The organism is Streptomyces sp. NPDC003284, from assembly GCF_053589675.1.
Genome location: NZ_JBSFSI010000038.1, coordinates 1 through 14,247, shown reverse-complemented (window position 1 = coordinate 14,247; position 14,247 = coordinate 1). Strand labels below are relative to the sequence as shown.

10 protein-coding genes and 1 pseudogene are annotated in these 14,247 nt (G+C 71.9%); 6 read left to right on the top strand and 5 right to left on the bottom strand.

Translation table 11 applies throughout. The annotated features are described in order from the left end of the window. The 4 genes and pseudogenes from ACWDYF_RS37010 to ACWDYF_RS36995 form a co-directional block, all read left to right on the top strand. Nucleotides 1–469, top strand: a pseudogene (locus ACWDYF_RS37010) (2-oxoacid:ferredoxin oxidoreductase subunit beta); the annotation flags it as partial. A gap of 442 nt (nt 470–911) precedes the next feature. Further along, nucleotides 912–1,520, top strand: a complete 609-nt coding sequence (locus tag ACWDYF_RS37005) for a cysteine hydrolase family protein (protein ID WP_389468348.1) — start codon at nt 912–914, stop codon at nt 1,518–1,520. 8 nt (nt 1,521–1,528) lie between these two features. Continuing rightward, nucleotides 1,529–1,906, top strand: coding sequence for a YybH family protein (locus ACWDYF_RS37000; RefSeq protein WP_078509880.1), 378 nt, complete (start codon nt 1,529–1,531; stop codon nt 1,904–1,906). A 55-nt stretch (nt 1,907–1,961) separates the two neighbouring features. Next, complete coding sequence (locus ACWDYF_RS36995) at nt 1,962–3,125, top strand: FAD-dependent oxidoreductase (protein ID WP_389468344.1); 1,164 nt, start codon at nt 1,962–1,964, stop codon at nt 3,123–3,125. An 81-nt stretch (nt 3,126–3,206) separates the two neighbouring features. On the opposite strand, the gene ACWDYF_RS36990 is transcribed toward ACWDYF_RS36995, so the two are convergent. The 3 genes from ACWDYF_RS36990 to ACWDYF_RS36980 all read right to left on the bottom strand — a co-directional run bounded on the left by ACWDYF_RS36990 (nt 3,207) and on the right by ACWDYF_RS36980 (nt 9,353). Beyond that, nucleotides 3,207–6,572 carry a S8 family serine peptidase gene (locus ACWDYF_RS36990; RefSeq protein ID WP_389468341.1) on the bottom strand — a complete coding sequence of 1,122 codons (3,366 nt, stop codon included), beginning with the start codon at nt 6,570–6,572 and terminating at the stop codon, nt 3,207–3,209. A gap of 247 nt (nt 6,573–6,819) precedes the next feature. After that, entirely contained in the window at nt 6,820–7,749 is a 930-nt protein-coding gene (locus tag ACWDYF_RS36985; RefSeq protein WP_381741638.1) for an FG-GAP repeat domain-containing protein, read from the bottom strand. Nucleotides 7,750–8,066: 317 nt separating this feature from the next. After that, a complete protein-coding gene (locus ACWDYF_RS36980; protein WP_381741636.1) occupies nt 8,067–9,353 on the bottom strand; it encodes a glycoside hydrolase family 3 N-terminal domain-containing protein in 1,287 nt (428 codons plus the stop codon). Nucleotides 9,354–9,777: 424 nt separating this feature from the next. Between ACWDYF_RS36980 and ACWDYF_RS36975 the strand changes: the two genes are divergently transcribed. After that, a complete protein-coding gene (locus ACWDYF_RS36975) occupies nt 9,778–10,176 on the top strand; it encodes a hypothetical protein (RefSeq protein WP_381741634.1) in 399 nt (132 codons plus the stop codon). A 102-nt stretch (nt 10,177–10,278) separates the two neighbouring features. On the opposite strand, the gene ACWDYF_RS36970 is transcribed toward ACWDYF_RS36975, so the two are convergent. Further along, a complete protein-coding gene (locus tag ACWDYF_RS36970) occupies nt 10,279–12,606 on the bottom strand; it encodes a coiled-coil domain-containing protein (protein WP_389468337.1) in 2,328 nt (775 codons plus the stop codon). A 191-nt stretch (nt 12,607–12,797) separates the two neighbouring features. Here ACWDYF_RS36970 and ACWDYF_RS36965 point away from each other — a divergent pair, with 191 nt between their 5' ends. Then, the gene (locus ACWDYF_RS36965) at nt 12,798–12,944 is read left to right on the top strand and encodes a hypothetical protein (protein ID WP_381741631.1); all 147 of its coding nucleotides are present in this window, start codon (nt 12,798–12,800) and stop codon (nt 12,942–12,944) included. 89 nt (nt 12,945–13,033) lie between these two features. Here the strand turns inward: ACWDYF_RS36965 and ACWDYF_RS36960 are convergent, their stop codons facing one another. Then, nucleotides 13,034–13,411 (bottom strand): peptidase inhibitor family I36 protein, encoded by a 378-nt coding sequence (locus ACWDYF_RS36960; protein WP_389468334.1) that lies wholly within the window; start codon nt 13,409–13,411, stop codon nt 13,034–13,036. Nucleotides 13,412–14,247 lie beyond the last annotated feature (836 nt).

Sequence of the window (14,247 nt, the reverse complement as noted above, 5' to 3'; positions counted from 1 at the left end):
GCGCCAGGCCGCCGCCCACCCCGGCACCGCCCTCGTCGAGATCTACCAGAACTGCAACATCTTCAACGACGGCGCCTTCGACGCCCTCAAGGACAAGGAACAGGCCGAGGAAGCGCTCATCCGCCTCGAACACGGCCGCCCGGTCCGCTTCGGTGCGGACGCCCACCGGGGTGTCGTACGCGACCGGACCACCGGCGACCTGCACGTCGTCACCGTCACCCCGGACAACGAGGCCGACATCCTGGTCCACGACGCGCACGCCGCCTCCCCGACCACCGCCTTCGCCCTCTCCCGCCTCGCCGACCCCGACACTCTCCACCACACCCCCGTCGGAGTCTTCCGCGACATCGAACGCCCGGTCTACGACACCCTCATGGCCGACCAGCTCGACACCGCGGCACAGCAACAGGGCACAGGCGACCTCGCCGCCCTCCTCGCAGGCAACGACACCTGGACCGTCGTCGGCTGACGTATCTCCCGCAGATTCCGCCGTGTCCACCCGTTCGCCCGGGACGGGTGGACGGGTGGACAGTCAGTACGGCGTCGGGCTCCGTCGTGTCGTCGGCGTGCGCCGGGAACAGGACCAGCACCGGCCCGCCGTCGCACGGGTCGGAGTCGCAGCGGAAGGGACCCCGCCGCCGGGACCCGCCCGCCACCGGAGGACACCGGAGCGGAGGCGGGCCGCACCGCCGCGTGCCGGTTCCAGGGGTCCGCCGCGGGGGCCAGCGGCCACAACTCCCCCCCCGCGACGGCGGCGCCGGCCACGCGGAGCCCGGCCGTCATCTGTCCGCGCCCCTGCCGCCCGTACTCGTCCAGAACCCGGCGAACGGCCTGCGAGGACCGGGCCGCCGCCTCCGGCCCACCGGAAACCCGCCTGCGCCCCCGCCCCCCCCGCGAGCTACCGTGACCCCATGCCGCACCAGCCCCGCAAGCACGTCCCCGCACTGCTCGTCGTCGACATGCAGAACGCCACCATGGCCATCGCCCACCGCGCCGCAGAGACCGTCGCCGTGATCGCCGGGCTGCGGGCGCGGGCGCGGGCCGCCGGGGTGCCGGTCGTCCTGGTGCAGGACGGGGCGGCGGACGGAGACATGCGGCCGGGCACCGAGGGATGGCGGATCGTCCCCGAACTCCGGCCGGAGGAAGGCGAGGTGGTCGTCCGCAAGGACAGCCCCGACAGCTTCCTCGGCACCGGACTGGACGGGACACTGAGGGCGCTCGGCGCCACGGAGGTCGTCGTCACCGGATTCGCGACGGAGATCTGCGTGGACACCACCGCCCGCCAGGCGCTGAGCCACCACTACGACCTGGTCCTCGTCGCCGACGGCCACACCACCTCCGTACGCCCCGGCCGGACGCCGTACGCGCCGCCCGAGCGGTCCGTCGCGCACCACAACGAGATCTTCCGCAACCTCCGCTTCCCCGGCCGCAGCGTGCGGGTACTGGCCGCCGCCGACGTGGACTTCGCCGCGCCCGCGACGGGCAGCGCTCCGGCACGGCCGGCCCCGGCCCCGGCATAATGCGGGCCATGGACCGAGCAACGGCACGGAAGTTCGTCGACTCCTGGGTGAGCGCGTGGAACGCGCACGACCTGGACGCCCTGCTGGCGCACTTCACCGACGAGGTGACGTTCCGCTCGCCCGTGGCCGCCCAACTGCTGGGCGGTGACGGGGTCATCCGGGGCAAGGACGCGCTGCGCGCCTACTGGACCGAGGGCCTGCGCCGCATCCCCGACCTGCGCTTCGAGGTGGTCGGCAGCTACGTCGGCGTCGACTGCCTGGTCATCAACTACCGCAACCAGAAGGGCGGTCTGGTCAACGAGGTCCTGGTCTTCGAGGGGCCGCTGGTCGCCGAGGGGTACGGCACCTATCTCGGCGAGGACACCAACCCGGCCGGGGCCCGCTGAACGACCGTACCGTGAACGACCGTACGGCGAACGACCGTACCGAACAGGGGGAGACATGGCACATGTCCTCGTCGTCGGCGGCGGGATCGCCGGTACGGCGACCGCCCTGGCCCTGGACAAGGCGGGCCACGACGTCACCGTGTACGAGGCGCATCCCGACGCGGCGGAGGACATCGGCGCGTTCCTCACCCTCGCCGGGAACGGCATGCGCGCCCTCGCCCAGTTCGGCGCCGCCGCCCCGGTCACGGCGCTGGGCTTCCCGCTGACCTCGATGCGCGTGCGCGACGCGTCCGGCGCCGAGGCCGCGCACGTGCCGCTGGGCGAACCCGGCGACCCCCTGCTGCGCCACCGTTGCCTGCGCCGCGGCGAACTCAACGCCGCCCTCCAGGCCGAGGCCACGGCCCGCGGCATCCCCGTCCGCCACGGCGCCCGCCTCACCGCCGTCGAGGACGGCCCGGACGGCGTCACCGCGCGCTTCGCCGACGGCTCCACCGCGACGGGCGATCTGCTCGTCGGCGCGGACGGTGTGCACTCCACGGTCCGCCGCCTGATCGCCCCCGCAGCCGAGCCCCGCTACGCGGGCCAGCGGGTCTTCTACGGCTACACCCGCGCCGCGCCCAGGACCCAGGAGTCGTCCTGCATCACCATGGTGCGCGCCAGCGCCGCCGCGTTCGGGCACGCCATGTCACCCGAGGGGGAGACATACTGGTTCGCGCGGGTGAGCGACGACGCACCGCTGCCCGCCGACGCGATCGCCCAGGGCACGCCGGGCCGCTGGCGGGAGCTGCTCGTCCCCCTGCTGCGCCGGGACCCGGCCCCGGTCGCGGACATCGTCGCCGCCACCGGCGGCGAACTGATGGTCACCAACGCGACCGAACTCCCGCCCGGGACCCCCTGGCGCTCCGGTCGCGTGCTGCTCGTCGGCGACGCGGCCCACGCCGCCTCCCCGGCCACCGGCCAGGGCGCCTCCATGGCCCTGGAGGACGCCGTCGTCCTCGCGAAGTGCCTGCGCGACACCCCCGACCGCACCTCGGCCCTCACCCTCTACGAAGCGCTCCGCCGCCCGCGCACCGAACACAACACCACCGTCAGCGGCAACATCTCCCGCGGCACCCACACCGCCTCCCCGGCCACCCGGGCGGCGGCGGCCGGACCCGCGAGCGCCGAGGCCGCCGCCCTCGCCCGTCTCCTGGACTGGGACACCGACATCCGGTCCTGAGGACGGCGCTGCCCCTGGCCGGGGTGGCAGCGATGCCACCCCGGCCAGGGGCAGTGAGGAACAACTGGCTCCGAGAAGCGCCTACTTGGTGGTCAGATAGGCGCGTTCGATCGTCTGGACCAGCGTGTTGCCCCGGGCGTCGGTCAAGGCGGCCCGCAGGGACACGGAGCCCGCCTCGTCCGGATGCCGCAGCGAGAGGTGCGTGCCGACGACGGCGGCGCGCTGCCAGGTGCGGCCCTCGTCGTAGGAGACCTCGAAGGCGAGCTTCTCGGGCTTCTGCGCGGCCGCGGCGCCCTCGATCCGGAACGGCACGTCGAACGTCCGTCCTGCCTTCGCGGTACTGGCCTGCGTCAGCGCGGGGGAGAAGCGGACCACGGACAGCGGCAGCGCGGTCCACGTGTCCTCGGGCGTCCGGGCGGAGCGGAAGGTCCATTCCGTCCTGACCCGGGTGCTCACCGGGGTGGCGGCCGGGTCACGCGAGGTGTCCAGGGTCAGCTTGTACGCGCTGTCCCGCTCCGGGACGTTGTACTGGACGACATCCGCGGCCGGTGAGATGCCGCGCACATTGGGGACCTCTTTGCCGTCGGCCGTGAGTGAGCTGACCGCCGTGACGACGGGGCCCAGATTCCAGTGTCCGGCGGCGTCGTTGAACTGCGGAAGGTGCGCCTGGAGGACGTTCCCGTTCCGTGCGGCGCCGAGGGCGAACAAGGGCGGCGCGGTGTCCGTCTGGTCCAGGGCAGGCCCGAACACGCCGACGTTGTACTGCTCGGTGTAGCTCCGGCCGGCCTCGTACGCCGCCGCTCCGAAGAGCTGTGTCTCGGCTCCGGCCCCCGCGAGCAGGCTGAAACTCCACTTGGTGCGGTTACCGAGGACATAGTCGGTCTCCCGCAGGGGGAGGCTCGCCTGCAACGGCTGGCCGAAGACGAGAAGTTCGCCTCGCGGGGTGAAGGGCTGGGCCTGGAGGTACGCGTCCTCCGGTGCGGTGGGGGTGCCGATCCGGACGTCGACCTCGGCGAGTTGCTTCTGGTCGACCTGGGCGCTGAAACCGCCCAGCAGACCGGTACGCGTCCACGCGAGACGGTAGTTGACGGGCGCGCTGCCTTCCTGGTTGCTCCAGGTCCCCGAGTACTGTGCGAACGCCTGGTCGGCGGGCAGCCGCCGGCCGATCTGTCCGACCGCGACCCTCTGGAAACCGGGGGAGGCGTAGGTGTAGATGCCCGGGTCGAGTCCCGCGTCCCGCTTCCAGCCGACGGCGATCATGCCGTCGATGTTCTTGGCCGCCGGGTCGGGCACGCTGACCTGGACCGGCTGTGCCTGCCTGGCGTCGACGACGACGGTGGTGTCCGTATCCAGCTCCAACTTGGGCTGGAACAGCAGTGCGTGCTTCGGGGCGGTGTAGCCCGGGTGGACCGTACTGCTCAGGGAGTAGGTGCCCTTGGGCAGGCGTACCGTCAGCTCTCCGTCGGCCTCAGGGGCGAGGAGCGAGTGGAAGTCGTTGTCGACGCCCTGGATCTCGGTCGTGGCGTCGTCGGTGGGACTGCCGTCCTCGCCGAGGTGCCGGAGCGTCAGGTCGAGCATCTGGGCTTCACGCTCCACCCCCAGGGCGGTGCGCACCCTGGTCCTGCCGTCGGCGGAGACGGCGCTCACCGCTCCGCCGAACGTACCGTCGCTGTCACCGGCCCGGGTGTCGGCGGTGACGGCGGCGGAGGCCGTGCCTCCCGCCGGAACGGTCAGCCGCCGCGGCGAGACGGTGAACATGCCTTCGGCGGCGGGTTTGCCGTTCACCGAGAAGGCGTCGGCGGACAGGTCGAGGGTGACCGGACCCGTCCCCAGATTGCGGTACGTGAGCTGCTTCGTCGCCGGTTCGTCGTCGGTGTGCGGCCACTCCTGCTCGCCGAAGTCGAGCGGCCCTTGCTCGGTGATGACACTCTGCCCGATCGCCCGCGCCACATCGGTCCGGCCGGTGCCCTGCTGGAACGCGCTGTACGGACCCGGCTCGGCGGATCCTGTCAGCACCGCCTTGAGCCGCGTGCCGTTCCAGTCGGGGTGCTGCTGGGCCAGCAGTGCGGCGGCGCCCGCGACATGCGGAGTGGCCATGGAGGTGCCGTCGAGTGTGAGGTAGCCGGGTATGCCGGAGGGGTTCTCGTTCTCCAGTGTGCTGCCGGGAGCCGAGGCCGCGGTGATGGCGACGCCGGGTGCGGTCAGGTCGGGCTTGACTCCGCCGTCACCGACGCGCGGACCGCGGCTGGAGAAGCCCGCGAGCTTGTCGGCCTTGTCGACGGCGCCGACGGTGAGCGCGGCCTCCGCGCTGCCCGGGGAGTTGACCGTGTGCTCGTCCTTGCCGTCGTTTCCGGCCGCGACGACGAAGAGCGTTCCGCTCGTGGAGGAGAGCCGGTCGACCGCTTCCTCCACCGGGTCGATACCGGGGGTGTCCTCACCACCGATGCTGAGATTGACGATGTCCGCGCCCTGGGCCACCGCCCACTCCATGCCGGCGATGATGCCGGACTCCTCGCCTTCGTTCCCGTCGTCGATGATCTTGCCGTTGAGGAGCTTCGCGCCCGGTGCGACGCCCTTGTACCTGCCGCCGGACCGGGCGGCCGTCCCGGCGACGACGGACGCCACATGGGTGCCGTGGCCGTAGTGGTCGGCGGTGTCGGGGGAGTCGCTGAAGTTCTGCTCCGCGATCACCTGGCCCGCCAGGTCGGGATGGCTCCCGTCGATCCCGGTGTCCAGCACGGCGACCTTGGTGCCGGTGCCGTCGTACCCGGCGGCCCAGGCCGTGGGGGCGCCGATCTGCGGCACGCTCCGGTCCAGGACGCCCTTCCGCTTGCCGTCCAGCCACACCTTCGCCACCGCCGTCGAGGCGGTGAACTCCGCACCGGTACGGGCGTCCTTGTCGGTGGGGCTGCCGGTCAGGGCGTTCCAGAACGCGGCGCCGCGGCTCCGGTCGGTGTGCAGCGAGGCACCGTCGACGACGGGCAGTTCGCGGTCCAGCCGCGCCCCTGCTCCGGTGAATGTGTCCAACGAGCGCTTCTGCCGCCCCTGGAAGGTGACGATCAGCGGCACCCCGTCACGGTGCGCGTCGTCGTAGCCGTCCGCCAGCAGCTTGGTCACGTCGAAGAGCCGCGGGTCCAACTTGCCCTTCGCCAGCAGCAGTTCCGCGTCGCCGGGCACCACATGGGTGTGCCCGTCGATCTTGCGCACGGAGAACGGCACCCGTTCCCGGCCCTCGGCCCGCCGCACCGAGGTGATCTGACCGGTGGCCGTGACCAGGACCCGGTCACCGGTGATCAGCGTCACCGCCTTCGACGCCCCGGCCGCCGCGGTGCCGGCCGTGCCGCGGGCATCGCCCGGCGGCGCGGCGGCGGCCCCGCCGACCAGCCCCGAGGTGAGCGCCACCGCGATGGCGACGGCGCCCACCAGATATCTCCTGGGTCTGCGCATACCAGCCGTCCCTGTCCTTCCCGTCCGAGAAACACACCGAAAGAGACTCCTCGAAGGAGAAACTTCGAAGAGACACCTTGAGGAGACACCCGCAGGGGATCCGGCGGAGACACCTCAAGGCGATACAGAGACTGGTGTGACCATGTGTGGAACTGATGAGGGAGAGATCTCGCTCACACATGCCGAACGGGCCGCTCCCGGAGGGAACGGCCCGCTGGTACGCCCCGTGCGGGGCGATGCGTCCGGATCAGTACAGGATGCGGTAGGTGTTCCAGCCGCTGTTGCCGATCTTCACCTTCGGCGCGTACGGGGCGGCGGCCTTGCCGGTGCCCTTGTACAGCCACAGCGCGCCGGACTTGTCCCGGGCGATCAGGTCGGTGATGCCGTCGTAGTTGATGTCACCGACGGAGATCAGGGTGTTGTACGCGTTCCAGCCGCTGCCGATACGGGTACGCGCCGCGAACGGGGCCTTGGAGTCGCCGGTGCCCTTGTAGAGCCACAGCACACCCGAGGTGTCCTTGGCGACGATGTCGTCCTTGCCGTCGCCGGTCAGGTCGCCCTTGCCCGCGATGTCGGTGTACGCGTTCCAGCCGCCGCCGACCTTGTAACGCGAGGTCAGCTTGCCGTTGCCGTAGCCCAGGTAGAGCCACAGCACGCCCGAGCCGTCCCGCGCCAGCAGGTCTTCGTAGGCGGCGCCGCCCAGGTTCCCGGCCGAGAGCAGGCGGTTGTAGATGTTCCAGCCGCCGCCGACGAGCACGGGGGACGTGCTGCTCCAGTCCCGGTAGCGGAGCTGGCTGCCGGTGACGTCCCAGATGCCGTCCGACTCGCCGTTGAGGTTCTGGTCCACCTGCGTGATGAAGCGGGTGTCCTGCCAGCCCGAGCCGGTCGGCTGGCGGGGGCCGAGGCCGCCCTTGCCGTCGGGAGCGTACCCGGACAGATTGCCGTTGTGGTCCATGCCGTACAGCGCGTTGACCTGGGCCTTCTTGGACTGCACCTTGACGCCGTACTGCGTGGCGCCCGACGCCTTGGCGTCGGTGGAGACCTGCGAGGCAGATCGTCCAGGGGCGTCGACGGCGAATGCGGCGCTGGTACCGGTCGCCACCAGCGCGGCGGTGACCGCCGCAACCGTGAAACGCGCCGCCGCGCGACGCGTGTTCAGGCCGGAGCTTTTGGCCACGTGGGTCCTCCAGTTGGTCATGGGGGCCGGATCGCGGACCGTGGTGCGGCCCGGAAAGATCCGGAGATACTCCGCGATCTTTCCACACGTCCCTCACGTATCAACCGGATTTTCTTCCTGTGGAGGAAGCGGTACAGAAGTGGAACGAAAGTGCAACGAACCGTGTGCAACCAACCGGACACCCGTGGCGGAACCGGCTGTCCGTTCGTGCGCCCGGCCCGCCCGCCAGCCATGTGTCCGGCCCGCCTGCCATGTGTCCGGCCCGACCGGCGCGTGACCGGTCGTCCGCCGGGCCGGTGGTCATCCGCAGCCGAGTGTCATCCGCAGTCGAGCAGGCCCGCTTTGTGCTTGGCCTCCAGCACCCGGTGCACGCTCGCCTCCACCTTGGCGCGGAAGGAGGCGTCCTGCGCCATCTTGTTCTGCACGGCACGGGTCATCTCCGGCACGATGGCCGGGCGTATCGTCAGGACCATGTCGCCGCCCGCCGCGATGAAGTCCACCGCGCGCTGCGCCGGGGTGAAGGACCGCACGGCGACCGCGTCGCCCAGGTCGTCGGAGATGACCACCCCCTTGAAACCCATGTCGTGGCGCAGGAGTTGGCTGATGACCGCGGGCGAGAACGCCGCCAGGTGCTTGGCGTCGATCTTGGAGTATTCGGCCGAGGAGACCATCACGAAGGGCGAACCGGCCTTGATGCCGGACCGGAACGGGGCGAGCGAGGGGGACGAGGTGGTCGTGACCGAGTCCACGACGTTCGCCGTGGTGTCCGTGTTGCCCACCACCTGTCCGAGACCGGGGAAGTGCTTCAGCGTGGTCATCACGCCCGCCTGCGCCGACCCGGCGGCGAACGCCCCGCTGTGCGAGGCCACGACCTCCGGGGTGTGCCCGAACTCCCGGTGGAAGTAGCCGATCGGGCGGTTGCCGGTCCCCAGGCTCGCCGGGACCACGTCCGCGACCGGGGCCAGGTTCAGGTTCACCCCGGCCGCCTTGAGCTGCCCGGCCCAGGTGGCGGCCCGGTCACGCAGGGTGTCGGTGCTCCAGCCGCCCTGGGTGAGCCCGTTGGGCATGGCCGAGAAGCCGGGGCCGCTCAGCACCTGCACCTGGCCGCCCTCCTGGTCGGTGGCGACCACCATCCCGGCGCTCCGGCCGCCGACCCGGTCGGCCTGCTTGCGGATGCCGTCGACGATCTTCCGGGTCGCCGCCGTGCCCGCGCTGCTGCGCCCGGTCAGCATGACCGAGCCCACATGCTGCTCGCGCAGCGTGTTCAGCTGACTCTGGTCGGGATGGGCCGCGGCGACCCCGCCCATGAAGAGCTGTCCCACCCGCTGCGCCGTGGTCATGCCCGTGAAGTAGTCGTCGACGCACTGGGCGGAGCGCGCCGAGGGCGCGGCACGCGGTGTGGGCGCATGGCCACCGAGGGTCGCGGACGCGCTTCTGGCCGGGGCGGCGGGCCGGTCGCGCCCGGCCGCGCTCTGCGAGGGCGCCGTCGCCGGTGCCGGTGTCTGCGCGCTCCGGGCGGTCGGCGACCCGGCCGTGGAGCCGACCGCGCCCACCTGCGCGGATGTCCCGCCGCACGCCGTCGCGGCCAGGATCAGGGTGGCCACGGGGACCGCGGCGCGCAGAGCGGACCGGTGTCCTCGGGTCCTTCGGACACGTGCCGGCATAGTTTCTTCTCCCGCCTTCGACGTCTCCCGCACCCCGGGGTGCGGGCCGGCGCGCCGCCATGTCCCTCACCGCGGACCACGCCTCCTCCGTCCTCTACACGGTACGTCGCCGTCCCAGGACGTACACCCCGCCCTCCTGTCCCCACTCGGTCCGTCATCGGGTTCGGTCCCCGGTCCGTCGGGACGTCGATCCGTCGGGACGTCGATGGACCGGGGACCGCGCGCGGCCGAACCTCAAGACACATGTTTTTGAGGCAACTGCTTGTGTACCTCCGCGGGCACACATATGGTCATGCATGCACGGAGACACACACCAGCCAGTGAGTCGAGTGGGGAACACATGTTGAATACGCGCAGGCGATGGATGTCCATGGCGGTCGTCCTGGCCGCCGGTCTCGGGGTGGCGATCGCACCGGCCGGGTCGGCATCCGCTGCCATCTCGACGGGCAGGATCCAGCTCTGCTCCCAGGGGAACTACGACTCCCGGTGGTTCTACGAGAACGCGGACCCGTATTACGGCAACGCGTACGCCGGCTGGGTCCCCGCCGGCCAGTGCGCCACGCTCAGTGTTCCCAACTTCGGGAACCTTTGGAGGTTTTCCGTCCAGGGACGCTACAACACGTCCAACGACACCTTCACCATGCGGTACACGAACTCCGGTGCCGAGGTGTTGATGAGCTCCCAGACGTCGGGCCGGAAGTTCGCCTCGCTCGGCACGACAGCCGCGGGTCAGCACTACTGGACGGAGTATCCCAACGTCTGACGTACCGCGGCCCGTCGACCCGGGGATCCGGGGGCGTCACGCGCCCCGGAGGACCCCCGGGCGTTCCGCCGCCACGGGCGCGCCGTCCTCGGGACAAGGCCGCTAGGACCGGCGGTCCCGGCGGTGGCGGGGGCGGTCGGGGAGCCAGAAGGCACGGGACATGACCTTCTGCTCGTGCTTGGTCTCCTCCCGGGTCAGCTCGTCCCTGAACCGTCCGCCGTGTGCCGCCAGGGCCTCGGCGGCCAGCCGTTCGGCGCACCGGTCCAGCATGGCCGCCCGCAGGGCGGTGACCAGCGCCGCCTGGTCGGCGAGGGAGCGGACGCGGACCGTGTGCTCCACCAGCCGGTCCAGCACCCGGTCGACCCGGGGGGCCGCCTCGGTGACCGAGGCGAGCCGCCGGGCCAGCAGGACCACGTCGACCACCGGGCAGCGCAGATACCGGTCCTCGATGACCGCGTCGAGATGGACGAGGAGCGAGGCCGACTCCAGGGCCAGCAGCAGCGGGGCCACCGTCGACTCGCTCATCCCGGCCGTGTGGTCGCTCAGCACGTCCACCCGCGCGTAGCGCGACCCGGACTGGGCGAGGGCCGCCAGGAAGAGCCCCGCGTGGCCGACCAACTCGTCGTAGACGATGCACCGGAAGACGGCCTCGGCGGGCGAGGTGAGCCCGAACCGCTCCAGGCAGACCAGCAGCGCGCAGGCCTCCTCCGGTGCCAGCAGCCGCGCCGAGGCCCGCAGGACCGCCTCCGCGCCCGGTGCCATGGCGCCGAGCGTCTCCAGCAGCCGCGCGACCTGCTCGGCGGGCCGCGTCCGTACGGTCAGCACCAGCAGGTTGGCGGCGAACTGGTGCCGCCCGGTCAGATGCAACTCGCTGATCAGGACGGCGACATCGTCGACGGGCCGGTGCTGCGCGGCCTCGGACAGCACGGTCCAGGCCCGGTTGTCGTGCAGTGCCTGGACGAGCGGGATGAGGTGGCCGACGCTGCGCCGCTGGGTCTCGGTGAAGACCGTCTCGGCGTCCTGGGCCAGCCCGTGGCGGCCGAGCGCGCGGACGAACTCGGCCACGTCCGAGGCGGACCGCCGTCCGGCCGCCGCCCGTTGCAGGGCGTCGGCGTACCGGGGCAGGCACGCCTCGCGCAGCATGATGCTCAGTGTCACCAGATCGGGCACCGCCCGCTCGGCGGCGGCGGCCGACATCGCGGCGCACACCGCGCCGTCGAGTTCGCCGCCGGCCAGGGCCAGCGCCACGGACACGAGGTCGGGCGCGGAGCGGACCACGGCCGCCGCCCCGAGCAGGCTCCCGGCGTGCTCGTCCAGCCCGCTGCGGCGCAGCGCCAGCGCGAACTCGGCCACGTCCTCGGGCTGGTGGAACTTCACCGACGCCTGGACCAGGATCAGGACGTACTCCTGAAGACCCTCGCGGAACAGCTCCCGGGCCAGGGCGCTGGTGTCGTCCACCGAGCGGACCATCACCATGGCGGGCAGGGCGGTCTGCGCGTGCGCGTCGAACCCGGCCTGCCGCAGGGCGGAGAGCAGGCCCGCCACCTCCTCGACGGTGCGGGACTGGCTGGCCGCCCTGACCAGTTCGCTCGCCATCGCCTTACGGGTGCGCAGTTCGAGGTCGCCGACGGCCCGCACCAGTTCGGGCACCGAGGACCTGCGGTCCGCCTCCTCCAGCATCATCATGAGCGAGGGCGCCTCGACGCTCGGCTTTCCCTCGTCGCCCAGCTCCTGAAGGGTCTCCAGCCGGTTCTCCAGCCGGTGGCACCGGTCCTCGGCGGCGATCAGCTCGGCGCGGGTGACCGCGAGTTCCCCCTCCAGGTAGATCACCTGCTCCTGGAGGTCGCCGCACTCCTCGTGGAGGCGTGCGTACTCGCCCTGCCACAGCTCGACCTCGCCGCGGTGGGTGAGATGCTGCTCCTCCAGCTGCTCCTCCAGGTTCCGGCACCGGCCCCGCACCTTGGCGAGGCGGCCCTCCCGGTCGCGCAGCGCCTCCTCCAGGGCCCGCTGGCGCGTGGTGATCCGCCGGGTGTCCTCGTCGGCCTCGGCCAGCTTGTCCTGGAGGGCCTGCACCTCGCTGCTGTGCCGGTTGCTCTTCAGCGCCTCCCGGTGCAGCTCGCGCAGCGCGGCCTCCGCCTCGGGCGTCAGCGGCGCCTGCGCCTCCTCGACGTCCGCGATCACCCCGGCCACGAAGTCCCAGGGCGGGAGCCGCTCGCCGCTGAGGTAGCGGGTCACGGAGCTGGGGTTCAGGAACCGGCGCGCCGCGTAGCGCCGCACACTGATCCCGAGTGAGAGGAAGACCCGCCGCAGATCCTCCGCGAGCGCGCGCTTCTCCGGTGCCAGGCCGTCCTTCAACGGCGCCAGCACCACCGGCCGTACCCGGCTCGCCACCGCGGTCTCGCCCTGGGCGGGCGTCTGTGCCTCGTGCATCCCGCCAGTATCGCGGCGCGGCAACTCCCCTGAGTACGAAACGGTGTTGCCACCGGGATCGGCAACACCCCCGGGTGCTGCCACTGCGAACGGCAACGCCCGGGAGGGCCTTCGGCGCCCCGGCGCCGCCCGCGGTCGGCCACGATCGGTCCCGAGGGGCCATGTCCCCGATCGTGACCGGGAGGAACACCATGACCATGACCGAGGACGCCGAGCGGCCCCCTGCCGTACGGGCGCTCTTCTGGCGCCGTCTGGCCCGCCAGGCGGCCCTGGGCGCGGCGGGCGCCGCCGGCTCGGGCGCGGTGAGCCTGCTGCTGTGGTGGCTGCGGGGCGGCTGAACGGCCTGCGGCCGCATCCGGCACCGGGCACCGGGCACCGGACTCCCTCCGCGCCTCCGCCGGCGGACTGCTCACTGCCGGAGCCGTTCTCAGCAGAAGTCGTAGGACGAGATCTGGTCGTCGATCCAGTCGGGAAGGGTCCACCACCATTCCCAGGCATGGATCTGGAACACCTTGCCCTTGTTCTCCGAGTCGCTGTAGAAGCAGAGAGTGTTCGGGGTGCGGTTCTTCAGCGAGGAGATCGTGTCGTTGAAGCCCACGTTCCTGAGGTCCCCCACCTGCGGGTAGGAGGAGGCCCGGCACTCCCCTCCGTAGTCGCGGTCGGCGAAGATGACGAGGACGCCGTCGTGGTCGTGCGCGGCGTCGCACTGGTAGGCGGCGGGTGCCGCCTGGGCCGGCCCGGTGGTGGCGCCGAGCAGTGCGGCCAGGTCACCGACCACGAGACACATGTGCCGAATCCTGCGCATGGTTTCCTCCTTCTGAGGTCGGTCCTGCCGCTGCCTTGCGCCGAGGCAGGGGACACGCCTGTGTAGGGCGGACGAGGACGGCGAGTGCTGTGGCGGCCGTCCGTCCGGCGGGACAGCGCCTCGGCGAGGGCGGCGACGGTGGGGTGTTCGTATGGACGACCTGCGAAATGTCGTCGCGTACCAAGCCGACGAGGCGGGGCTGTACACGCGCGCACCGAGTCCGAGAAGGTCGGCACACTCTGGGGCACCCCCCCCAGCAGCAGAGCGCGGTGCCTACGGGACACGGCTATCCGGGGGTCGGACCTGCTCGGTCGTCCTCGTGAGACGGCGATCCGGCTCCGTCGGTGCGTCCGGTCGCCGCCCGGCTCAGGCCGGGAGCGGCCCACGGCACCCTGGAACTCCTCACCGCGGAGGAACGGGCGGAACATGCCGCGTACTTCGCACGCGCGGCGGCCGAGCGCGCGGGCGCCGTCGAGCGGCACATCCTCGCCCGGACGGTCACGGTGATCCGGGATCGCACGGTCACCGGCCGTGCTGCTGCGCCGCCGCGAGACGTTCGGTGTGTCCTCCCCGTGCGTCGAGGAACATGCGGCATCGGACTTCGCGCCCGCGGTGGAGATTTTCGGCGGAACCTGACGCCCCGTCCACCGCCACGGTCAACACCGCCGCGGCCGGCGCCGCGTTGCGGCGGTCATCTGCGGAGGGAATCGCATCCGTTCTTCGTGAACGCTTCGATGACTGGGATCCGTGTGACGTAGAGAGGGTGCCTACCCTCCACGGCGCAGGTGCTGTGGGTGTGTTCACGTATCAGCCTGCTCCGGTCGGCAGATGTGTAC